The organism is Butyrivibrio sp. LC3010 (assembly GCF_000424385.1).
Taxonomy (GTDB): Bacteria; Bacillota; Clostridia; order Lachnospirales; family Lachnospiraceae; genus Butyrivibrio.
The window spans coordinates 1-23110 of the sequence record NZ_AUJU01000031.1 but is presented as its reverse complement, the minus strand read 5'-3'; the positions used below and the strand labels follow the sequence as shown (position 1 = coordinate 23110).

The 23110-nt window shown below is 40.3% G+C and carries 30 protein-coding genes and 2 pseudogenes; 2 read left to right on the top strand and 30 right to left on the bottom strand.

Annotated elements, in window-relative coordinates; translation table 11 throughout:
- Window positions 1-152: 152 nt before the first annotated feature.
- Window positions 153-629, bottom strand: coding sequence for a YcxB family protein (locus G622_RS0117110; RefSeq protein ID WP_026511711.1), 477 nt, complete (start codon window positions 627-629; stop codon window positions 153-155).
- A gap of 257 nt (window positions 630-886) precedes the next feature.
- The gene (locus G622_RS0117105; RefSeq protein ID WP_026511710.1) at window positions 887-1285 is read right to left on the bottom strand and encodes a (deoxy)nucleoside triphosphate pyrophosphohydrolase; all 399 of its coding nucleotides are present in this window, start codon (window positions 1283-1285) and stop codon (window positions 887-889) included.
- A 790-nt stretch (window positions 1286-2075) separates the two neighbouring features.
- On the opposite strand from G622_RS0117105, the gene G622_RS25945 reads away from it, so the two are divergent.
- Window positions 2076-2240, top strand: a complete 165-nt coding sequence (locus G622_RS25945) for a hypothetical protein (RefSeq protein WP_155831539.1) — start codon at window positions 2076-2078, stop codon at window positions 2238-2240.
- A 450-nt stretch (window positions 2241-2690) separates the two neighbouring features.
- On the opposite strand, the gene G622_RS0117080 is transcribed toward G622_RS25945, so the two are convergent.
- From G622_RS0117080 to G622_RS0117050, 7 genes are all read right to left on the bottom strand, one after another.
- Window positions 2691-3416: a class I SAM-dependent methyltransferase gene (locus tag G622_RS0117080; RefSeq protein ID WP_026511709.1), complete on the bottom strand. Its 726-nt coding sequence runs from the start codon at window positions 3414-3416 to the stop codon at window positions 2691-2693.
- Window positions 3403-4062, bottom strand: a complete 660-nt coding sequence (locus tag G622_RS0117075) for a hypothetical protein (RefSeq protein ID WP_044957955.1) — start codon at window positions 4060-4062, stop codon at window positions 3403-3405. The genes G622_RS0117080 and G622_RS0117075 overlap by 14 nt, the downstream gene beginning before the upstream one ends.
- A gap of 40 nt (window positions 4063-4102) precedes the next feature.
- The gene (locus G622_RS0117070) at window positions 4103-4915 is read right to left on the bottom strand and encodes a hypothetical protein (protein ID WP_026511707.1); all 813 of its coding nucleotides are present in this window, start codon (window positions 4913-4915) and stop codon (window positions 4103-4105) included.
- Window positions 4916-4936: 21 nt separating this feature from the next.
- Window positions 4937-5452: an NUDIX hydrolase gene (locus G622_RS0117065; RefSeq protein WP_026511706.1), complete on the bottom strand. Its 516-nt coding sequence runs from the start codon at window positions 5450-5452 to the stop codon at window positions 4937-4939.
- 18 nt (window positions 5453-5470) lie between these two features.
- Window positions 5471-5989 (bottom strand): NUDIX domain-containing protein, encoded by a 519-nt coding sequence (locus G622_RS0117060; protein ID WP_026511705.1) that lies wholly within the window; start codon window positions 5987-5989, stop codon window positions 5471-5473.
- Window positions 5990-6083: 94 nt separating this feature from the next.
- Window positions 6084-6830, bottom strand: a complete 747-nt coding sequence (locus G622_RS0117055) for a class I SAM-dependent methyltransferase (RefSeq protein WP_242833018.1) — start codon at window positions 6828-6830, stop codon at window positions 6084-6086.
- A complete protein-coding gene (locus G622_RS0117050; protein WP_049945927.1) occupies window positions 6827-7924 on the bottom strand; it encodes an RNA-splicing ligase RtcB in 1098 nt (365 codons plus the stop codon). Before G622_RS0117050 ends, G622_RS0117055 begins: the two co-directional genes overlap by 4 nt.
- 501 nt (window positions 7925-8425) lie before the next feature.
- Here G622_RS0117050 and G622_RS23445 point away from each other — a divergent pair.
- Entirely contained in the window at window positions 8426-9607 is a 1182-nt protein-coding gene (locus tag G622_RS23445; protein ID WP_044957952.1) for a type II toxin-antitoxin system HipA family toxin, read from the top strand.
- Window positions 9608-9769: 162 nt separating this feature from the next.
- Here the strand turns inward: G622_RS23445 and G622_RS0117035 are convergent, their stop codons facing one another.
- From G622_RS0117035 to G622_RS0116915, 21 genes and pseudogenes are all read right to left on the bottom strand, one after another.
- Window positions 9770-10594 carry an ornithine carbamoyltransferase gene (locus tag G622_RS0117035; RefSeq protein WP_026511702.1) on the bottom strand — a complete coding sequence of 275 codons (825 nt, stop codon included), beginning with the start codon at window positions 10592-10594 and terminating at the stop codon, window positions 9770-9772.
- Window positions 10591-11013, bottom strand: coding sequence for a DUF523 domain-containing protein (locus G622_RS0117030; RefSeq protein WP_026511701.1), 423 nt, complete (start codon window positions 11011-11013; stop codon window positions 10591-10593). Before G622_RS0117030 ends, G622_RS0117035 begins: the two co-directional genes overlap by 4 nt.
- A 1-nt stretch (window position 11014) precedes the next feature.
- Window positions 11015-11252 (bottom strand): annotated as a pseudogene (locus tag G622_RS27075) (GNAT family N-acetyltransferase); the annotation flags it as partial.
- A 4-nt stretch (window positions 11253-11256) separates the two neighbouring features.
- Entirely contained in the window at window positions 11257-12273 is a 1017-nt protein-coding gene (locus G622_RS26225; protein ID WP_196814234.1) for an NUDIX domain-containing protein, read from the bottom strand.
- 185 nt (window positions 12274-12458) lie between these two features.
- Window positions 12459-13055, bottom strand: a complete 597-nt coding sequence (locus G622_RS0117010; protein WP_026511700.1) for a histidine phosphatase family protein — start codon at window positions 13053-13055, stop codon at window positions 12459-12461.
- A 64-nt stretch (window positions 13056-13119) separates the two neighbouring features.
- Window positions 13120-13632, bottom strand: coding sequence for a DNA topology modulation protein FlaR (locus tag G622_RS0117005; RefSeq protein WP_026511699.1), 513 nt, complete (start codon window positions 13630-13632; stop codon window positions 13120-13122).
- Window positions 13632-13871: a tautomerase family protein gene (locus G622_RS0117000; protein ID WP_026511698.1), complete on the bottom strand. Its 240-nt coding sequence runs from the start codon at window positions 13869-13871 to the stop codon at window positions 13632-13634. Before G622_RS0117000 ends, G622_RS0117005 begins: the two co-directional genes overlap by 1 nt.
- A 14-nt stretch (window positions 13872-13885) precedes the next feature.
- Window positions 13886-14326: a DUF5680 domain-containing protein gene (locus G622_RS0116995; protein WP_026511697.1), complete on the bottom strand. Its 441-nt coding sequence runs from the start codon at window positions 14324-14326 to the stop codon at window positions 13886-13888.
- A 4-nt stretch (window positions 14327-14330) separates the two neighbouring features.
- Complete coding sequence (locus G622_RS0116990; RefSeq protein ID WP_026511696.1) at window positions 14331-14813, bottom strand: GNAT family N-acetyltransferase; 483 nt, start codon at window positions 14811-14813, stop codon at window positions 14331-14333.
- 18 nt (window positions 14814-14831) lie between these two features.
- Window positions 14832-15368: a histidine phosphatase family protein gene (locus tag G622_RS0116985; protein ID WP_026511695.1), complete on the bottom strand. Its 537-nt coding sequence runs from the start codon at window positions 15366-15368 to the stop codon at window positions 14832-14834.
- A gap of 103 nt (window positions 15369-15471) precedes the next feature.
- Complete coding sequence (locus tag G622_RS0116975) at window positions 15472-16254, bottom strand: PhzF family phenazine biosynthesis protein (RefSeq protein ID WP_026511694.1); 783 nt, start codon at window positions 16252-16254, stop codon at window positions 15472-15474.
- A gap of 179 nt (window positions 16255-16433) precedes the next feature.
- A complete protein-coding gene (locus G622_RS25940; RefSeq protein WP_155831538.1) occupies window positions 16434-16586 on the bottom strand; it encodes a hypothetical protein in 153 nt (50 codons plus the stop codon).
- Between the two features lie 47 nt (window positions 16587-16633).
- Window positions 16634-16954, bottom strand: coding sequence for a hypothetical protein (locus G622_RS0116960; protein WP_044957958.1), 321 nt, complete (start codon window positions 16952-16954; stop codon window positions 16634-16636).
- A 325-nt stretch (window positions 16955-17279) separates the two neighbouring features.
- Window positions 17280-17597, bottom strand: a pseudogene (locus tag G622_RS0116950) (carboxymuconolactone decarboxylase family protein); the annotation flags it as partial.
- 1 nt (window position 17598) lies between these two features.
- Window positions 17599-18654, bottom strand: coding sequence for an aldo/keto reductase (locus G622_RS0116945; RefSeq protein ID WP_026511690.1), 1056 nt, complete (start codon window positions 18652-18654; stop codon window positions 17599-17601).
- A 109-nt stretch (window positions 18655-18763) separates the two neighbouring features.
- A complete protein-coding gene (locus tag G622_RS0116940) occupies window positions 18764-19306 on the bottom strand; it encodes a flavin reductase family protein (RefSeq protein WP_026511689.1) in 543 nt (180 codons plus the stop codon).
- 1 nt (window position 19307) lies between these two features.
- Window positions 19308-20243, bottom strand: coding sequence for an aldo/keto reductase (locus G622_RS0116935; protein ID WP_026511688.1), 936 nt, complete (start codon window positions 20241-20243; stop codon window positions 19308-19310).
- 47 nt (window positions 20244-20290) lie between these two features.
- Entirely contained in the window at window positions 20291-20908 is a 618-nt protein-coding gene (locus G622_RS0116930; RefSeq protein ID WP_026511687.1) for a TetR family transcriptional regulator, read from the bottom strand.
- 237 nt (window positions 20909-21145) lie between these two features.
- Window positions 21146-21301: a hypothetical protein gene (locus G622_RS25935; RefSeq protein WP_155831537.1), complete on the bottom strand. Its 156-nt coding sequence runs from the start codon at window positions 21299-21301 to the stop codon at window positions 21146-21148.
- Between the two features lie 36 nt (window positions 21302-21337).
- On the bottom strand, window positions 21338-22198 hold the full coding sequence (locus G622_RS25435; protein ID WP_081675384.1) for an IS1096 element passenger TnpR family protein: 861 nt from the start codon (window positions 22196-22198) through the stop codon (window positions 21338-21340).
- A 26-nt stretch (window positions 22199-22224) separates the two neighbouring features.
- Window positions 22225-22776 carry a GNAT family N-acetyltransferase gene (locus tag G622_RS0116915; RefSeq protein WP_026511686.1) on the bottom strand — a complete coding sequence of 184 codons (552 nt, stop codon included), beginning with the start codon at window positions 22774-22776 and terminating at the stop codon, window positions 22225-22227.
- Between the last annotated feature and the right edge of the window lie 334 nt (window positions 22777-23110).

Here is a 23110-nt window from a genome sequence, read left to right as displayed (position 1 = left end):
CGAGTTCAGAACCTTTCCAATGTGCAGTCCATAAGCTGATTAGCTCTCATCCACATAATGATCAATAAGTCTGTATATCCAGCTGCCTAGGTCTGAAAACATATAGCCTGCTCCTATTGCCTTTTCATTTGCCAGCTGCATCAGGTCTTTTGTCACCTCTTTTTCTTGCGAAGAAATGATATCAGTTCATCTGAACAATTGGCTTTGATAATATTAAGTGCCTGATTCTTGCTGAGGAAGAGATAGAAGTTTGTATCTGTCTCGAGTATTTTGTAAATTTCATCATATTTTACGAATGCACTGCCTCTGTCACTAACTGATTCAACCCTGTCCTCAGCGAACCTAAAAGTTGTTACAGTATTCTGCAGAATCTTGTTCGTATTATATTCTTTCCTGATTCTGAAATTAGTAATCAGGTATAGTGCTAATGGAAAGCCAATCAGCATTATTGCAAATTCAAATGCAAGCTTTATCGAACCAATAACAAAGGATACGATAAGTCCTCCCACAAAAACCACTTCAAGCACAATAATAAGTGCCAGGCATGCTTTATTCATTCCAATAAGTGTCGCTTTATTTAATTTCTTTAATTCATCAATAGTCCACTGGGACTGTGTTTCATATGACATATTCTGCCTCTCCTCCGATTATTTTTCATGTTCAACTTATATCCTACAGCTGAACCGATCACACCACCGCCAACATGTGACAGATTAGATATATTGTCATTAAGGAATACTCCTTCATACACCTGCTGCCCCAGAAATACTCTGGCAACCAGGATGAATGTCAGCGGAATCTCCCCATTTGCTCTTATCTAGAGGATATTTCTTTTCATTTTTATCAATTTTCTCATTAAGAATATTGCAAGCGTCTTTGATGCAAATTACAGATGGTTTTTAATTTCGCTTATAAGCCCTTCGTCTGCAGGCAACCAATTCAAATTATCAATATCGTGCCTGGTAACCCACTTTGCCGCTTCATGCTCAAGCAATGACAGGTGACCATTCTTTACTGTCGCCCAGAAACAATGCATGTGAAGATGAAATGTTTCATAGTCGTAGTCGATGATATCAATCAAATCGTGAACCTCGATATCTGTATCTAGCTCCTCCTTTATTTCTCTCACAAGAGCCTGCTGTGGTGTTTCCCCCTCCTCAATCTTTCCTCCGGGAAATTCCCAACCATCTTTGAATTCACCATATCCACGTTGTGTGGCGAATACTTTTGTCTTATGATCATATTTGTCGCAAATTATTGCAGCCACAACATTTACAGTCTTCATATGATTATCCTACTTCCAGTTTATTTGTCTTCTTAAGATACTTTGCCGGTATTGGATTGTCCATGTGCCATATGATATTCATGGGTCTACTTCCAATGTGGCTAAGATAATTGGCAGTCCCAAGAAACGAATAAGGTAGTACAAAATACCAATATTTATCCTATCATGAATAGTACTTGTTTTCAACGAAAGCGCATAACCATGCGGTTTTGCTTCTAAAAGTAAGCGTAAAAAGAGCAGTTATCTCTTTTGAAATAACTGCCCTTTGACAATATCATTGTATACGACGCTGAAATGGCGCACAATTACTATTTTATAAAGCCTACAGCTGATAATTACAATCACAGCAACAGTTCATAAACTCCTCATCATGCGTGACTACGATGATTACTTTTCCTCTTTCTGCCAGCTTCTTTAAAAAATCGCCACACAGCAGCATAAATTGTTCTTCTGCAAGGCGGAGGAATGAGTCGTACCGGGCGGTACGGTGATTGACGCCAACGCAGCAGAAGACAATTTAGACAAGCTGCCAGAAACGTGACATTCTGACAGCTAACCCTCAAAAATTCAGCTGCAGAAATGCAGCTTTTATATTTGACAAATTTCACTTCAGGTGATTATTTGAAAATTATTTTCACAAATATGCTCTTAAAAAGATAATAAAAAATATTTGAAAGAGCCCTAAAGTTTTTTCGCCTGACCATCGATATATTTTTCGGACGCGCAAAAAGAACATTCAAATGGCCAGTACGAATGAAACAAATATAATGATTTTCGGAGGTTTTCTCTTATGTATATGTATGAACTGTTTCTTTCAAATGATGTAAATGGCAAGAAGATTCACTTTATCCAGACAAATCACAAAGTAGGCAAACTTGATAAATGGCTTAAGAAGCTTGTTAAAGATAACACTATCACTGAAGATATAGCTAACGCTGTAGCCTACGTTTGGTAATTCCTATATAGCAACCAGAAGATTCCGGAAGGGATCTTCTTTTTTATGTTCCCTTAAGTTTCAGATGCTAATATACATCCATCGGGAGATGAAAATCTTCTGGAAATTATAACAGAAACTTTTTTAATACAATCCTCATAACAACACGCCCGGAATAGCACAGTTCCGGGCACCCAAGAAAAATGCCGCGGTACTTGTGAACCAAAACAAATACCACGGCTTTATTATAATCTGCTTTTTGAGCAGTTCTAACCAAAATGTTCATTTAGTCTTTCCTCTCTGTCATGCAAAAATATCCCGCCATATTTCTTCATGCTGCTTACAGAAAAGAATTGGATTATCCTCTTTTGAAAAATACTTCAGTTCCACGGTTTCTTCCTGATCACAAAAGAGGTTTCCACCAACAGCTTTTAACTCATAGGCTAGCTTATTTTCTATCGCAATAAATATTCACTCTTTCTTTTTAAAAATCAGATGATTATAAAAGGCGACTTTCCTAAACTCGTCCATTGAGTCAGCTTCTGTTTCCAGTTCAAGCATTGATTTATACCACTCGTCACTGAACTTAATATCATTATTAGATGAAAGTCCAAACAATGACCTTATACCATAAACATCCATCAACTCCATGGTGCCTGATAGTGCATTCACAAGCTGATTATTGTTATACAGATTTCTGTTTCCAAAAATGCTGCCTTCTTCTTTATTGTCCATCAAAATATCCAGTGCAGCCTTTGGATTGTCATTTAGTACCGCATAAGCAAAGACTTTTCCTAATTCATTGTGCTTTACAATTGATAACCTTCCCCCCAGCTTCAGAACCCTGATTAGCTCCTTAAGTACCTCATCCACATTTTCTACATATTCCAAGACATTGTGGCAAATGACATAATCATAGGTATTTTCTGAAATTGTCTGCAAATACTCTATTCCTTGAGTTATCAATGAATAATCATTGTCCTTAACCCGTAGGCTATACATTTCCTCATTGGGCTCTACGGCAGTCACATCATGATATTTCGCGTAATGATTTGATGTCAGACAAAAGCCTGCTCCGAAATCCAATATTTTAAGCCTCTTATCATTTGAAACGTCTAATTGTCTGAAAATCAAGTCGTAGAACATTCTTCCCCAAGGCTGCTCTACCATATTTCTGTAATCTTTAATTGTCCCCACTGTTTACCTCTTTCAAACCAAAACTCTTTTCTATCAATTTCATTGTATCTTCAATGCTTCTTCTCTCATCACGGACAAAAACATTAAACCCGCTATTTGCAAATTTATCGTAGCGCTCTTTTGAATTTATCAGCTTTAGGCACTGTCTGAAGTTTTCTATTGCAGCATCTGGATCCTTTTCATCCAAAAGGAGCTGATAAAGGAACTGCTTCTCTTTGTCAGGTCTTTCAAAAAATCTCTTCACTGAAATCTCAGGATCTGCAAGCATGATAGCAACATGATTCCTATCCGATATCTTCCGAAGAGTCTCAACTGATATATTGGTATCAACAAATATCTTTTTGCCTTGCCCGGAAAGCCTTTCAAGTATCTGCAGTTCAAGCCTCTCACATTCCAGGGTAACGCCATCTATCCATGATGCATACTCCTCCGGAGTGCGCCTTATGAAATCATGCCAGTCCTGCAAATCTCTGGTGTATGTAAGACAAGGGTATTCATTCTTATCAAGTGTTTCCTGGAGCTCATCATGATAGTTTTCCTCACAGGCTATGCCATCATATTTCTCAGCAAGCCGTTTCACCATTGTAGATTTACCTGCATATGCAGTCCCATTAAAGTAATATATATTTTCTTTATCTAGGCTCATGTCATTCACTCCAAAACCAGCTCTTCCCCAGGCTTAAGTATTATCTTCCCAGTTTATGGGCATATTCATAGACCTTTTCCGACCACGCCCATATATCTGTACAATCGTTATCAATAAAATGCACCTTTTGCGACAACTCGTCTGGAACATGAGGTGCAAGCACTTCTCTGTAGCTAGACGGGGCCACAATTGTATATACCCAGTCCTTTAGTACAACTTCATTCTTGACCTTGAGTGGAAGAACACCCTCAAAAACTGCATCAGGATGCATAATCAAGTCCTTATATCTGAAAAAAAATCTTACGCCTGGAGTAAAACAGACACTCAGATCTTTTTCATCCGGAAATCTTCCGAGATTTCTCTCCATTACAAGTCTATCTCCAGCCTGACAGTTCCCCCATGCAAACATAATGTAATCAAAGTAATCTTCAGGATCATTCGCCGCATTTCTGCTTTCTTCACGCAACTGCGCTGCTGACATCTTACGTGCTCGCACAGGCGAAAGAAGATTCCCACATTCCAATATCTGAACAGCGTTTTCTAATGGCGAAGTATGGCAAACCAAATCCGTCAAACATCCTTTATATTTAGGGCAGGCTGTACATTCCGTTATCTTGTCTGGCGGAGATACACGATATCTTCCGTTATATCTGCATCTGTAATTATCGATTTCATTCAGGATATCAGAGTCCGCTTCTATATCACAAGTACGACCATTAGATGCCTCATACTTCTCGAAGTCAAGAACAGTCTGCTTCTCCCACTCTGTTATATAAGGATAGTCTGAAAGCTTTTTATAAAAGACACCATCCCAGCACTCTGAATAATCATATTGTCCAATCTTAATCTGCATTCTATTCCCCAAATACAATTGCTAACATCTAAGTGTATTTATGTATTTCTCAAATCTCTGATTATGTGACCCAATCGCATTCTCGGAATCAACATATTCAAGAAAAGCTTCTTTATCAAGCCATTTGTAAGCTACTGTCTCGCCCTCCTGCAAAGTAACACTGTCCTTATCGCAGCTCACTCTTGCCAGATACGAATAGAACATAGCCCTGCTAGGATCCTTGAAAAGGACATTTATAAGTTCCATACTGTCTGGGACAAGGCCTGTTTCCTCAAGCAGTTCTCTTGTAGCTGCCTCAAGTGGTTCTTCCCCGCTGAGAGCTGAGCCTCCTGCACTTGCTTCCCAGAACCCAGGATAAACGTCCTTATCATCACTTCTTTTCATCAGAAGATATGTGCCATCCTCATGGACTACAAGAATATCTACCCCAAGATGATATCTACCTTCAGGTATATCCTTGTAATTGCCAAAGCCTCTTACCCAAGTCTCTCCTGTCCTGTTTCCATCACGATCATATAAATCCCAGATTTCTGCCATTGCTTATTCCCTTACCTTCTACAATAGTTTCTTAGCCCTTTTCAGAACTGGCACTTCCCTATTTGCAACAAGCCTTCCAAGGCTCGTACATCTGCATCTCTCATACTCAACAAGTGCCTCTTCATATCCAAGCTTCAAAGTTGAAAGATGAAAATCCTCAATTTCATCCTGGGTAAGATGCTTATCTCCTAATGTTTTTACCTTACATAGGAAGTAATTGTTGATGTTATGCCTGTGGATCAGATTATAGTAGTCGCTGACAACTCCGATCTTGCACAGAACCTCAACATCAGCGCCAAGTTCTTCTTTAAGTTCGCGCCTGATAGCTATATTCAAATCTTCCCCAGCTTCTACTCCGCCACCGGCTGTTTCAATAAGAGTAGCCTTGCCGAAATCATCATCTCTGTTTGCTCTGACAAAATAAAAGCAGCCCTCATCATCCACTACTATTGCCCTGGCAATCATCCTGTCATGGTTAATTTTAGTGAGCAGCCACTCATTGTCTTCTAGATTTAAAATCCATTCTTCCTGCCCCATATTTCCCTCCGCGCAATACTCATCTTCTACTATATCAGAAAGGAAGCCATTTCACAGCATCTTCTACCGCAAAATGGCTTACATACTGTTTCAATCATCTGCTGATTTTAATTATCCCAGAGCAATATGATTTTTGCTCAAATTCTGTCTGTGGGAACGATTTTCTTATCTCATCTATCACAAAATAGATTTCATCATCATCCCAGTCATCCCCAGCATCTGTTCTGCATTTTTCAAGCTCTGCCCTTGTCTCAAAGGCAACATCCCCGATAAGAAGCTTTCCACCCTCATTAAGATGATTCAGCAGCGCTTTAAAGAAAACTGTTTTCTGATCATCCGATAAGTGGTGAAGAGAATAGGTTCCGATAATGAAATCAAACCTACAGTCACTTAGTTCCGGAACTAATCCCTTGGAAAAATCACCTTGATATAGGTGTGCATCAGGCATTTTTACCCTTGCAAGTTCTATCATGCGCTGAGAGAAATCCTGCCCATACACATCACAGCCATTTTCATAAAGCCTCGTTGTCAAAGTTCCTGTTCCAAATCCAATATCTAAAACACGGGCATTCCCCTTAGTCATTACCTCTTGGAAAATTCCACCCAAAACATCCTTATATCCAGCAAACGGATAGCTGTTTTCTTCATCAGAAATTCCCACCTCTGCGTCATATCCGTCTGCCCATAAATCAAATCCTCTGTTGTCTAACATTCTACATCCTCCCTTGGTCGCTGTAATGACTTCTATGTCTGGGAACTCTTGTTGAAGCTGCCCAAATATTCCTCCTACTGCCACCCTGCACTCTACCGGTCCCATGCCGGAGCTAATCTGCATGATCATCTGGCATTACCTCCTTTGTAGTTATAGACAGGCTTGATGATTTTCTCAATTATAACCGTATCTTTTACAGCTTCTTTTATATAGCCCTCTCTTCTGTAAGCAAAAGGAGCTTCATCCAGCGTCTCTTTTCCGATGCAGACAGAATATACCCCCTTCATCTCTGCCTTAAACTCAGAAACCGTATGATTCTGTAGGACATTCTCCCTTGAAGAGATTCTCCCGCTCCCATGAGGAGCAGAATAGTTCCACTCTTTATTTCCAAGCCCTTTACCAAGAATAACCCCGTCCTTCATATTTATAGGAATTATGACTTCTTCATCTGCCCTGGCTGAAATTGCTCCTTTTCTGAGAACCGGCTTATCTCCAGAAAAATCCACATAGTTATGGATGCAGGAAACCGATTCCTTTTCTTTCCATTTCATTCCTTTAAGAATGTCTCTTGCAATAACTTTGCGGTTAAGATCTGCATACTCCTGCACTATGGCTATGTCATGAAGATAGTCATCCATGAGCGTACCTGTGAGGTACGTCAGTTCATAGGGCACATCCGTGATACCTTTTGATTTTAGCTCTTTCTGACCGGCATCCATGTAATACTCAGCGACTTCTTTTCCCAGATGCCTGCTCCCAGTATGGATCACCATGTAAGATTCCCTGTCATCATTCTGATCAATCTCGATAAAGTGATTTCCGCCTCCAAGCGTCCCAATGCTAAGCATGGCCTTTTCATTGCGGATATGCTTGCAGCATCTGAGCCTTGAAAAATCAAAATCAGCATTACTGTGGGCACTCCCTCTGATGCTAAATCCGACCGGTATATTTTCCCTGATAACGCTGTCCAGCTTCTGGAAATCGTTTCTGACTTTACCAAGCTTAACTGCCAGCATCCCACAGCCAATGTCAATACCGACAAGTGCAGGAAGGATCCTGTCTTCCACAGTCATTGTAAGTCCTATCGGTCCGACTTTACCTGGGTGAACATCCGGCATAACCCTGATTACTGATCCCTCAGATGCCTCATTGTCACATATCATTTTTATCTGCGAAAGGGCATAATGATCCACATCTGAGCCAGTGAGTTCCTGCATGCACATGATCTGTGCTTCTGCATATTTTCCTTTTACTGATATCAAAATAAAACCTCCGTCTGGGATGTCTTCTGCTTCTAAGCACGCCAAAAACACCTCCGTCGAATCAGAGGCCAACAATAGTCCTGCCAGTTTAAATCATGAATAGTCTGATAGAATAATCAGAAATATAGATAGCGGACAATCATGCCTCTGTCATTTGCGTTATTAGTAGCTGTTATAGTCGTCATGTATCTCATGATCGTCCTCCTTTCTGCTCATTCGAGCGACATGAATTATTTGTTACAGATTGAAGTATATCACATTTCTTGTATCGCGCAATACTCCTATTTCACCAACGATAAAACAGGAGCAACGTCAGCTATGCCACGCTCAAGAAATTTGAACAGACCGGCCAGATATCGCTCATGTCTCTAGTCAAGATTGCAATGGAACTGGGACTTGCTGACGAGATCAAAACTCTTTTCTCACAGCCTGTCTATCTTAATATTGATGAGGTTTTAAACGATGAGTAACAGAAAGCTTGATGTCTTTTATCATGATAAACTTGTGGGAACGCTGGCTGAAATGCCAGATAAACGTATTGCTTTTCAGTACAGCGATGGCTGGATCCGAAGCGGTTTTTCCATAAGCCCTCGTTCTCTCCCGCTAGCCAATACCGTATATGTTCCACCGGAAAAGAACCGCGATATCTTCCACGGTCTTTTTGGCGTTTTTGCTGATAGTCTACCTGATTCATGGGGAGAGTTGCTATTTGACAGGTATCTCTCCTCTGTAGGAATACTCAGAGATCAGCTTACAATCCTGGACAGGCTCGCCTATGTAGGTACATCCGGAATGGGAGCCCTTGAATACTATCCTTCCAAAGAAACAGATTTCAATATAGATAGCGCTGCCCTTGATTATGACGAGCTATCTGCCGCCTGCGCTAATCTCATCTCATCAAAACCTTCAGATCAGTTAGATCTGCTGTTTAAGATGGCCGGTTCTAGTGGTGGTACACGCCCAAAGATTCTTCTCCATGAAGGCAATGAGGATTTCATAGTCAAATTCCCTGCAGCCAAGGATCCATCCATATGCGGAAAAAGAGAATACGACTACTCATTAATTGCCAAGAAGTGCGGAATAGAGATGACTGACACATACCTGATCCCATCCAAAATATGCGAGGGCTACTTTAAGACCAAACGCTTCGACAGAAAATCAGGAAAAAAGATCTTTACCATAACTTTCGCTGGTCTCCTGGAAGCAGACTTCAGAGCGCCCTCCTGTGACTACTCCACATATATGCGCTTGATACAGATCCTGACCAAGGACAACGCTCATGACAAAGAGCAGATGCTCCTTACTATGTGCTTTAACACTCTTTGCCATAACAGGGACGACCACACCAAGAATTTCTCTTTTACCTATACCGAGGATCATAGCTGGAGGCTGGCTCCGGCATACGACCTGACATACAGCACAACCTATTTCGGTGAACAGACCACATCTGTAAATGGGAAAAGAAAAGATATATCAGATAAAGATTTTGTTAAGATTGGCATAGATGCCGGACTATCCAAAGACTACTGCTTGGACAGCCTAGAGAAAATAAAAAGAATCACTCAGGATGAGCTTGGAGTTTATCTTGAAGAACAGCGTCTTCGTCTCCGATATGTACCTCATTGTAATAAGCACGACCCGTGATAACCCCAGCTATCTTACCGTCATCCACTGCTGCAAAACAGAACTCTTCAAAGTTAAGTGCAACATCACAATCGGTAGCATAATTTGTAAACTCTACATTTATGAACTCGCTCGTTCTTTCATTCTCTGTGACTCGCTTGATTTCCACCACTTTATTCTCCCTTAATCTGATAAACAATAGATTAAAATTGCCTGCTGCACTTTTAATAAACTCTGTTTAAACTCATATCCCACAAAGTAATCAGAATCAATTACATCTTCTGTTACTTCTTCGCCTCTATAAAATGGCGGACATGGATTTAGGATAGCGCCTTTATTTGCTACTCCCATCAAGTCTTTAGAAATCTGATAATCCTTAAATTCCCCTATCATGTTTGAAGGAATGGAATCCGTACAAATAACATCTTTACCTTCAAGCGCATTCTTCAGATTATCATTACAAGTAACTCCAGCGATTTGATACTTTGCAGGGCTACTCTGAGTTAATGAAAATCCGAATGCCTCTGATGCTTCTTTCCAGGCTCTCCCTATGTTTCCATCAGCCCCTACAAACAAATACTTATCCTTAAGATAATCAGCTCTGACTTTTGAAAGTGCATATAAATCAGACATCATTTCGCAAGGATGGTTATCATCTGTCAGTGCATTTATAACTGGTATAGTCATAGCTGCAACCATTTTATCAAGCATAGTAATATCCGGGTAACGGACTATAACAGCATCAGCCCAATTTTGCAGATATCCGCAAACATCCCTGATATCTTCCTTTTTATCTAACGTTGCCGGGTCAAATAATATGGATTGCCCACCGAGAAGAAAAATACCCTTTTCAAAAGACACTCTGGTTCTTATGCTGGATGCTGGAAAGAACATAACGATAGTCTTTCCTTTTAAGAAGCCCTCATACTGCTCTATAGAATCAGCAATCTTGAAAATCTCAAATAATTCACTTTTCTTGAAGTCTGTAAGTTTTATAAAAGATTTCATTTGTATAAGTCCTCTAAATCAAGCACCTTTATACCATTATCAACAAGCAGCTGTGCAAACACACCTCTTCCTTCAATCAGCTTTCCTGAGAAACTGCCATCATAAACCTGCTTCGCTCCGCAGGATGGACTTCTCGATTGAAGAATCACCATGTCCACTTTCTCTTCAAGTGCTTTCTTAAGGCAAAGCTCCGCTCCGGATCTAAATTCTTTATCCTTACTATCACCGTTCTTATTAGTAACAACTCCATTTACGATTTCGCATGGAATCCTTGGTGTAGGAAGTCCACCGGCAACCTCTGGGCATACCGGAATCACTTCATACCCTTTGATGTACTCAGCAATTTTCACACTATAGTTGTTACCACCATTGTACTTACAGTTCTGCCCTAAGAGACAGGCGCTTACCATGATCTTCATGCTATCTTAATTCCATCTCATCATTCATTTTTACAAAGCCATACTTCTCATAAAGAGGTCTTCCCGTGTCAGTAGCCTCCAGCGATATAGCTGTAATACCTCTGTTCTTAGCATCCTGTACAAGAAGATCTAACGTCTTATATGCTATCCCCTGTCTGCGATAGCCAGGAGCAAGTATACCTATTCATAACGTAAGCTTTTTCTCCACTTGGATTGTGATATGTAGGCATTATCCTGTATCTTCTATTGTTGCCTTTCTGTAATCCATTTATCAGCCTCTTCTCTTGTTTTAAAAGTTATCACGTTCTTTTCAGGATATTGCGCAAAAAGCTCCAATAGCTTTGGTCTGTTTTCTTTTTCATAGTTCCTGACCAGTTCCACAAGTTCTGGATCAATTTTTTCTTCTGTCCATGGAATATCCGGACGTGTTTGTCCCACTCGTTTGCTAATTCCATCCATGCAAGTATCTTCGGAATAATTCAGAAAAAAGATAGTATCACAGGCAGCAATACGTTTTTCATAAGTCCTGCTATAATCACCATCTATTATCCAACTATCAAGTTTAACAAGTTTATCAAGCTTTGCATCAAACTCATCTCTGGAAACATGTGTCTTGTCAGCCTTCCACCAGATGTTATCAAGATGATAAAGTGGCAATCCCAGCTTTTCGTGAAGCTTAATAGCAAAAGTACTTTTTCCGCTACCGGAACACCCAAGGACAATGACTTTTTTCATTGATAGCTGATTAAACATCTCACCTTTTATAAGCTTGAGCACTCTGAGCTCACGTTTTATCATAACCTCATTAAAACAGCTTTCGCTTGTATAAATGTCATTAGCAGCTATCGCAGTATCAAGATCAACAACTCTCAGGACAAAACCCGCATCTTCTTCATAATCATCAAGATCCTGGTCTACAAGTTCATCCTGCACGTCACAATAATAGTAATAGTTTTCCTGTTCAAAAATAGTATTCTCGCTCTTATCGCTTTTCTGTCTACGAAGAACACTTCCAAATTCCCGAATACTATCAGGAATAACAACCATTCCTGATTCTTCCCTGACTTCTCGTATCAGAGCTTCTTTTTTATCTTCATCATCATGTATTCCGCCGCCAGGAAACTTGAAATATTTCTCTTTCTTGCTATAAACAAGAGCTATCTTATCTCCTTGAAAGATAATGGCTCTTGCCGAAGGTCTGCGAAATACAGCATCAGTATCCTTATAATCGTTTAAGTCTATCTCAAAAAGTGTTTTCATATCCTCTTCATCCAGTATGCATCTATAATCCAATCATTTCTTTTCTTGATATGCATAGCCAAAGTTAATAGGAGGCGCTGTTACCGACACATATACAAATTCCTCATCACCATCATTTAACAGGCCATGCACATCTTTATCCTCAAACTCCTCCTGCTAAATCTTCCTCTTCTCTTATATCTTGCTCATAACCTCTTTCTGATTTCTTCCAATTCCTCAATGCTGAATTCAATAGGCGTTGCATTATCAACCTCAATCGTGTGAGACTGTTCAAAAGGAATATCTCTATGCATTGCCAAAAGAGTCATAATAACTGCCCCGTGTGAAACTATCAGTATATTCTTATCTGAGGAGGTATCACGCTGCCCCAAAATATGATCCAACGCTTTAAACAACCTTTCCATGACCATTTGATATGACTCACCGTTTGGGGTTTTATTATATCTTTTATTAGACATCCACAGTTTGTGTTCTTCTGCGTACATTGCCAGAATCTCATCCCACGTATGTCCTTCAAACAGGCCCAGATTCATTTCTTCCAAACCTTGTACGATTTCATACCCTGTGTGAAAGTGATCATCTACGATTTGAGCTGTTTTTACTGCTCTGGCTTGATAGCTTGTGTATATCTTTTCAAAAGAGAAGTTCCTCTCTTCCAGGTTGTTGCACAGCTCCTGAGCCTGTCTAATGCCATTTTCATTTAGTGGAATATCCGTCGTTCCCTGCACTTTTCTCTGAATATTCCAATCTGTTTGTCCGTGTCTTGCAAAATAAATCTTCATGTTACTTTAATTCCATCTCGTCATTCATTTTCGCGAATCCATCCAGTATGCATCTGTAATTCATTCATTGCTTTTCCCGATACTCCTTGCTTATAAACAATTTAGCACTTTCAGATGTCGTGAATCTTTTATACTTAGAACCATATGCAGAAAGGTATCCAATAATCTCTTCCCTATCTTTTTCATATTCAAACACCCACTTTATGCAGTAATACAGGAACTTAAACGTAGGTTGTGAATTGTATTTCTCTTTTCCTGCTCTCTGTCTGATCCAGCGCCTTATTGTTCTTACTAATCTTTTATAGATTGGTATATCCAACAGGATGATGTAATCACATTTCTCAAAACTCTCGCGTAACAGTTTCCTTGGAGAACCTTCAACAATCCAGTCATCACTGTTTATGATCTCCTGATAAAGCTGGTCTCGCTCTTTGTCATTACGTTTCTTATCACCATTGGGAGTTCGCTCCCAAACAATATTATCTTTTTGATAAAAAGGAACGTGATATGTCTCTGATAAATTTCTTGCAAGAGTGGTCTTCCCACTGGCAACAGATCCAATAATATCCAGTTTCATCACATTTCCCCATCGCACGAATAGCCAGGACGCTTATATAAATATTTTTCATCCGAAACAATGCTTTTATCCCAGACTTCTGTTTTCCAATCTTTCTCCGGTATATCTTTAATAGCAACAGAAACGCTTGAAGTCTTGCAGCCTAATGTCTCTGCTATTACCTGCGTAATCCTCTCAGCGCATTCTGTTTTTTGTTTGTCAGTTCGTCCTTCAAAACATTTGATTTCAACATGAGGCATAATTTCCACCTTCCTTACTCAATGAGTCCTCCGTGGAAATAGCATTCGTATATGATATTTCCTTTATAGCTGATTGTTTCCCTGCCCTGGAACCATTCAAAGTCCCCATCAATGCGACATTCATATTTGTAATCACCGTTAGCATGCTCATCTGGTCCTCTAAATGGCTTTTCCTCCGGAACCAGAAGCAATGATTCCTTCAAAAAATCTCCGCTGAAGTTTTCTCCGATTACCCTTCCCACATAATTCATGCTCCAGTATGGATTTTTCTTTATCCACAGCGCTTCTTCTCCAGCAAATTTGTTGCCTCCAAGATAGGTGTCATAATACATATAATCGCCATCTTCATATACAAGGTCGTGAGATTTTTCTCTTGAAGGTACTGTCTCAGCTCCCTTACCTGCATAAGTCGCCCTCTTTGCCCTAATTAGGAAATCTATCATCTGTTTATTCATTTTCTTATATTTCCTTCCTCATATATCCACATGTAAATGGGAAAAAATCAAATTTCTTTGTCCCGACATGAACAGCTCCATTTTGCTCATACCATCTGCGCAAAACTACATTCTCTTCAACAATTCCTATATTGATTGCCTTGCATCCTGCGTTCCTCGCTGATTCATATGCATGTTCTAAAAGCTTTTTTCCTATTCCAAGATGTCTGTACTCAGGAAGAACAGAAAGATTATTAAGCTCACATTCTTCATTCTCCTGCATCAGCAGTGAATAGTATCCGCATGAGACGCCTTCCTGCTCATATATATACATAAGACGATTCTCATTATCCATCTGCCAGATGAGTCTATCTTCTGTTGTTGCAAATGCTGTAAATCTCGGAGCATTTTCAGGCGTAAATCCAAACTCATCTGCCACAGTAATAAAGCTCTGCCTTATAATATTCACGCAATCTCCTATATCTTCACGTTTAACTTCTCGTATCATTTGTTCTCCAATGAAAATTTATAATCTTGCTATCACACATTCGCCATTTGCATATTTCAGCGATTTATTATCAATGCTAAAATTCATTCTTTTAAGCTCAGCCACAAGCGTATGCATGAAAAATCCATGTGTTACTACCACGCAGTCCTTATTCTTTTCCATAAGCATCTTCACAAACTGCATAGCCCTTTTCTCTGTCTGCAGCCTGCTTTCCTTCTGCCTACTGCTATTGAAATACCATTGAATCCTGCCTGAGATATTCCAAAACAGTAATGGTAATTTAACTCCGATATATAAACTTGCTGATAATGGGACTTCGTTAATCAGATCTGTAGAAATATAGTCCTGCTCACCAAAGATACTCTGAGCTGTTTCCCCAGTTCTCGACAAGGCACTTATGTAATAGCTGGAATACTTCGCATCCGGTATAGAATAGCTTAACTTCAAGATAGGAGCCTTGTCATACAGCACACATGCTTCGTCAAACTGGTCAGATGTGTACCAAGATTTCCATCTAAAATTCACTTTACCATGCCTAATAAGAACAACCTTCACCTACACCCTCCGGAATATAGATTGCCTCATACAGAAAATCCTGTAATAATTTTATTTCATTGTCTCTAAGTCTTCTTAATTCCATAAGCCATTATCCTAGAAGTTAAAAATCAACAACAATATCTGAGATAGCCACCAAAGTAGCCTCTCCACTTATTTTTATTCTTCCGTTCTCAAGCAGTTTGCAGTATAGATGACCACCTCTTTTTGATGCCTGATATGCATGAATCTCTGATTTTCCCAGTTCTTTTGACCAGTAATCTGCTATCTGACAATGTGCAGAACCGCACACGGGATCTTCAGGAACCAAAAGTTTAGGAAAGAAGCTACGTGATACACAGTCTGTATCTGTTCCCTTTGCAGTAACATCCTGCCCACGGCCGGGTAGCTCAGCAAGTTTACTCTGATTCGGCTGCATGTTTCGGATTTGCTCCTCAGATTCAAAAATGCATACAAGATCAGGTCCCAATATTGTCTTAACGGGTCTCACTCCAAAAGCACTTTCCATATCATCTGTCACTGGTATCTCCTGCTGCTCATATGTGGGAAAGTCCATCTCATAGAGTTTACCTTTTCTGGCAATTGTTAGTTTTCCGCTGAGAGTATTAAATTCTATTACATCCTTATTCTGCTCAAAGTAGTTAAATATCACAAAAGAGGAGGCCAGTGTCGCATGACCGCATAGTTCAACCTCAGATCCCGGAGTAAACCATCTGAGGTGATAGCCTTCTTCCTCCTTGACTATAAATGCTGTCTCGCTCAGATTATTCTCCATCGCGAGCTTCATCATGAAATCTTCTTCCGGCCATTTATCCATTACACAAACTGCCGCCGGGTTGCCTGAAAAAGGTTTGTTTGTAAAAGCATCAACAATATATTGTTTCATTGCACACCTCAATCGTTTTTTTAACTCATATACCATCTGAACCCATTCTGCTCCAGGACTATAATACCTTGCTCATAACTTCTTTCTAATCTCTTTCAACTCCTCAATCTCATACAAATACTTTTGATTATTATTCCAGAGAATATCCCTGTCTTTCTTTTCAACAGTCTGCAATCTGATCATAGTTTCTTCCCCATCTCAATTCTCATGTTATGCTCTTCGGGACCATCGTTTGAATATGCATATCTGTCAAAGCCAATAATCTCAAAGCCGTTTTTCTTGTAAAAAGAGATTGCCTTGGAATTGTAGCTCTGAGTCTCAAGCACCGCCATTCTTGCTCCTTATCATTTTTCGCTCCAACATCACCAGATTTTCTATCTTATTTCTCCTCATACTTCCTTGAAATGCTCAGATACACCACCATCATGACAATTACTAAGGCAACTGTTGCAAGCATCATAAATACAAATGCTGGGGAGTTTTGCTTCAAAAAAAGGAATGGCAATCCAATCAGCTCAAACACAATCCCTGTGATAAACCACAACAACGCAACGGCTTTATTATATTTCTTTACATCGGTGATTTTTGGTGGCTTGACCCCGGTAAAAAATCCCACCGGTTTAGCAGATTTTAAATCCACAACACCCACTATGAAGAATAAGACAGCACAAAAACTCCAGATAACAAATCCGATTATCATACCCAGTTCCTCCAAAATCATCATTTCTGACAACTCATGAATAATCATACATGTTTTCAGACAAAATAAAAAGCCATATTGAAGCATTTCTGCCTCAATATGGCCCTCTCTATTATCACGCCAACTCTATTCGGTCTCTTTTTGTGTCGGCTCCGGATCGTCATCCTCGGCCTTGGGTTGATGGCATGAAAAAAGCGTCAGGCTCACAACCTCTTTCGAAGTCATGATCTGACGCTCATCATTGCCGCTATTCTTTTGCAAAAGAAAATGAACTCGGCGGCTCGGGTGTTTTATCCTAATCTGTAACAGCCTCTGTCGTTTCATTCCATACTTCCTTAGCCAGACGAAATACCGCCCATCCCTTTGGCCATCCTACATACATGGTGGCATGAGTTATAATTGCAGCAATCTCTTCCTTTGTAACGCCATGAGCCTTCGCATTCCGAAGATGATATGAAAGCGATGAATCTGTAATACCGGAAGCCATAAGTGAAACTACCGTAATGATGCATTTTGTCTTAACATCTATTGCTTCTTCATTCCATACCTCACCAAAGAGTACGTCATCATTTAAGTGTGCGAACATCGGCGCAAACTCACCAAGCTGATCTCTTCCTGCTGTCTGTACGATTTTTTCTGCCATCTTATTTCTCTCCTCCTACTATTTTCTGTGCTCCTGTAGTCCAAACATGTTTTTTGGATGCATCAGTTCTTTTATTCTGCGCCATGACACCTGCAAGTGGATGGGGGACATATGGCTCTTCAAGGTAATCAAGCTCTTCATCCGTTAGTTCCAGATCTACCGCTTTTGCTGCACCTTCTATATGATGGAGCTTGGTCGCACCTACCACAGGCGACGCCACTTTTGTAAGGAGCCAAGCCAGTGATATTTCCGTCATAGTCACACCATGTTTCTCAGCCAGCTCTGCCACACGGTCTATGATCACAGCATCCAGCTCCGCCGTAGCATCATATTTAAACTTGGCATAGGTATCCTCGGCAGCTCTCTTGGTATCTCCCTCACCGGGCTTTCTGGATAGTCTTCCACTTGCCAGCGCACTGTACGGAGTGAGTGCGATATTCTCTTCTTCACAATAAGGCACCATCTCGCGCTCTTCTTCGCGGAAGATCAGATTATAATGTCCCTGGATAGAAACAAACTTTGCAAAGCCTTCTTTTTCTGCCAACGCATTCGCCTTTGCAATCTGCCATGCAAAACAGTTTGAAATACCGATATATCTTGCCTTCCCTGCTTTCACTATGCGATGTAAGCCATCCATGATGTCGTAGATATCTGTATTCCAGTCCCACATGTGATAGATATACAGATCCACATAGTCCATTCCAAGGTTTTGAAGGCTTGTGTTTATCATATTTTCTATATGCTGCTGACTGGAGACTCCTTTTTCAATCTCTTCGGGTGTTCTCGGAAGAAATTTAGTCGCAACAACCACATCCTCACGCTTTGCAAATTCTCTGAGCGCACGTCCTACGTACTGCTCACTAGTTCCGCTCTGATATGCTATCGCCGTATCATAGAAATTAACTCCAAGATCAAGCCCTCTTTTTATGATTTCCCTAGAATGCTCTTCGTCAATCGTCCAGCTATGCTGCCCTCTCGTTGCATCGCCAAACCCCATACAGCCCATGCATATACGGGATACATTTAAATCTGAATTTCCAAGCTTTGTATATTTCATTATCTGACTCCTCCGTTTACAGTACTTCATCAAGCCACTTTTTGATCATGGCTTCATCTATTCTTATACAAACAAGCCTCTGACCTTTTAAGGCCAGAGACCAGAAAAATCAGTTCATCTTCCCACAGTTTCCTTTGCTTTCTCCGGTAACGAAATACTCATAAGTCGGGAATTCAAACAATACCGGCTTAAAGGTATGGTAGTCGATCTTGCCCTGCTCATTTAAAACTGCTTCATCGGCATAGGTAGCAAGGATCTTGCAGATAAAGTGGTCAAAGTTTTCCAGTTCATAGTTCCCATCAACTTCACATTCAATGGAAACCTTGGCTTCATCAATAAGAGGTGCTCCATTTTCACCCATGGTCCATGCAAATGCCTCAGACTTATCCTCTTTGTTTCCGCTGATTGTTCCCATCTTATCTGCCTTGGCAAGCCATGACTCATCTACTACATTTACAGAGAGTTTTTTATTCTCACGAATGCCCTTGTTGATATAATGTGCCTGTACCAGGGATACCATCAGATGACTGTGTGCCACAGTTCCGGCATGTGCTACAAGAGTCCATGTAGGTTTATCATTTACCATTGCCCCAACAACGATCACAGGGCATGGATATAACGCAAGTGTTGCTCCGATATTTTTCTTTGCCATATTATTTCATCTCCTTTTCCCAAAAGCGGATCACATTAAGTTCCAGACTATCAGCTACATTTTCAAGTGAGGATACTTCCTCATCTGTAAGGGTGATATTTGCAGCCTTCACTGCATCAAGCACCTGGTTTTCTTTTGTCACACCGATAATAGGAAGGGTTCCCTTTGCTATTGCCCATGCAACCGGGATCTGAGCCATTCCTACACCATATTTGTCTGCAAGTTTCTTAAGCTCTTCATTAAGGATCTCCAGCTTATCAAGTACAGGATTATAGATCTCTGCCCTTGCAGAGCCTTCCGGCATAGGATGCTTTGTATCATACTTGCCTGACAATGCTCCCTGCTCAAGAACCATGTATGAAAAGAAGGTAATGTCATTTTCTTTACAATAATCCAGGATCCCTGAGTCTTCTGATGATCTGTTGATCAGGCTGTAATGGTTCTGTACCGCTGACAGCTTAAGACCGTGAGCCTTCAGGATCTCATTTGCCTGTTTGATCTCAGAAAGGTTATGGTTAGACACTCCAAGAAGAGGCACATTGTCCTTGCCTTCAAAGTACTTAGCCAGTTCTTCCGTCCACTTTGGTGCACCAGACACATTGTGGATCCAGTAAACATCAAACCTGTCCAGATCCATAAGGCCAAGCTGCATCTCTATCATATCCTTCATTGCAGAAGCTGAAGATGCATCTGCACACTGTGGAGTAAACTTATCGGAAATGAGGTAAGACTCCCTTGGCAGCCCTTCAAGAAATCCTGCAAGCACCTTCTCTGATGTTCCCATGCCATAAGCATAGGCTGTATCCCAAAGATTAAGTCCATTTTCAATTGCCGTGTCAAAAATAGGCTTAAGGCTCTCTGCTGTAAGATTGTTTCCAAATGTTCCGTCGTTGCCCCATGCCCATGCACCAAGAGCGATCTTAGGTAAATTTGCCATTTTAGTTTTCCTCCTTGAAATTAGTGTTTTTATTAGTCTGCCTCGCTTTATAAAAGCTTCAGCAGGCAGTTATTTGTTATCTCAAAAATCGACTGATATACATAGTCCACATTTGCCTGTTTCATGGCTTCCCTCTGTTTATCCGTTACTTCGGTATAAGGATAAATACCAAACATAAAAGGGAAGAATACATATATAAAATTCTGAATCTCCTGCACCGATTTCTCCGAACAGAACTTTGTGATTATCCTGCATACATTTTTCATAGACTCGCCATAAGCTACCTTAAAAGATGTAAGAAGTTCAGGTCTGCTGTTTTCCTCCATATCATAGTTATTCATGGAGAGAAGTTTTAGCAGTTGCTGCCTGTTTGCTATGGATGATGCAAGCTTGTTTGCAAGCTGCTCCTTGGAAAGCTGCTCATTTTCCTGAAGAATAGATTGTAATTCTTCATTCCAGCGAATGTACTCCCTCTCAAAAAGGGCCAAAAATATTTCCTCTTTTGTCTGGTAGTAGTTATATATTGTCGGTCTTGAGAAGGATGTTTCATTCCCGATCTCTTTAAGAGTGATATCTTTAAAGCTCATGGTCTGATACAGCTTCTCGCAGGCACTTATGATTTCTTCTTTTCTTGCTGCGGTTCTTTCCGGTGATCCTTTTGGCATATATCTGTCTCCTGATTTTTTATTCTGACTTCGTGTCAATATGAATTATAATTACTTTCTGACACCGTGTCAATATATTTTTAAAATAAAAAAGGACGCATAAACATTAGTGTTTATACGCCCTGTGTTATAACATTCATCTTAGAAATATCCGAGTCCGGATATCCATGCATTTACAGATTGTCTTACTGGCATAGTACTGACAATAGGCTGCAAAAGCAGATCGATCAATCTCTGTCAGCACACCCATGGAATCCCAGCCTTTATCATCCAGTAATACAGTCCTATGACCAAAACCATAACTCCGGCAATAATCATGCCATTTAATATATTCTTTATCGCACTCCCCAATATCGCTGTTACAATCCATTCTCTTTTAGTATCATTTTTCATATTCATTAGCCTCTGTTTCAAATCAAGTAGCAGTTTTTAATACAGGAAGAAATCATCATCATCGTCATTAAATCTGCGACACTCTTCCTGCCAGTCTGCCATCTCTTCTTTGAAAAGAGTACACAGTTCCTTATACTTATCTTTGCTTATCTCACCATGATCTGACATGCACTTGTAAAACTTCTTTATGCTGGCACCGGTAGTCTTAAGATTATTAGGTGTTGACCACATACACTTGTGGGTATAAAAGTATCCAAAAAAATCACGAAGGTTAAAGGACTCTGCTCCAGCTTTCATGTCCGTGCATTCCTCATCTGTAAATGGCAGATAATCCGTCAGATAAAAATCAACGTTATCCATATGATTCTGTATGGTCTTAGCAGAAATTCCTGAAGCCTTCAGGTCTTTTAAAAACATATCCAGATACTTTTTGTTCTCTTTTCTGGCTTCAATGGCTTCATCAGGTTCTTCATCATAGTCATCGTCATCTTCCCAGTCGTCATAATCCGGGTACTGCTCTACACTACCCTTTTCTTCTGTCACATGGGCGATAACACGGGTCGTTTCATCATGTATATCCTGCACCTGAATCTCAAATATCCAGTCATCTCCAAAATCGTAATGCAAGATAAATTTCTGTCCCTTTTGAAGTCCCAGCTTATCAAGCTTTGTATCAATCGATGACTGTCCTTTATATTCCGGATCACAGGAATAATTGTCATCTGAGTATAGTTTTCCAGTCATACTAAATTCATACATATGCTCATGGATAAAATCAAAAGCTGCAAGAATCACCTCACATAATCTGTCCAGGGTATCATTCCCCGATATCTCTATCACCCTGTATGTTTTTCTTGCCTGTCCCTGCGGATAGACTTTCAAAGTATATTGTTTCATTTTGTTATCAACTCCCCTTAAGCTCCTCACTCAAATATATTTGACATTATGATCTCATCCCTGTATGTTCCGTCCTTTAGCTTGAATGCCCTCGGATTCATTCCATATTCTTTAAATCCCATTTTCTTGTACATGTGCCTTGCTCTGTCGTTATCGCTGTATACTCCAAGTTCAACCTGCTCAAAGCCATTTGCTTTTGCCTGCCCCAGAGCTATCTGCATCATGAAGCTTCCAAGCCCCATTCCTGTGTATTCCTGTCTGATTGACATACCAAGATATGCCCGATGAAGGTACTTTATATGTGGTCTTATGAGTGTTACACCAAGATCTCCAATGAGTTCATCTCCAATATATGCGCTTACCATGAAGTCTCTGTCACTTTCAGCAATGCTTCCAAGAATCTCTGTAATTTTCTCCAGGCTAAGCTGACCATCTTCGGGTTCTCTTGCCATAAAATGTGTTTCTGCAGCAGTTGCTTCCCTGTGAAGCTTTACTTTAGGTGCATCCTCCGGACCCGCGCTCTTAATAGTAATTTCTCTACCATCAGCTAAAATATACTTCTTCTCCTTTATTCTCATAGCCACGTCACCTCCAAAAAAAATAAGCCCCATCAATCGCTTGATTGTTGTTTGTTACTTTACCTGCGTTCTAAATTCTGTTTTTGAATCACTTTATTTAAAGGTGTGGACTTATTTATTCTGGTGCATAATACGCCAGATTATTTAATGCCATGCCTTTTGTGTTATCATGGGAAAGTTACTGACAATAAAAGGCAGGATCCCTCCCCGACCAAAGTTTGGTATCCTGCCTTAGCAACTCCGTACACAGAAGTGTACGAAAACATGCAAGACAATGATAACCCTTTACGTCGAAGAAAACAATCCGATTACACCAGGTTTCTACAACTCTGTC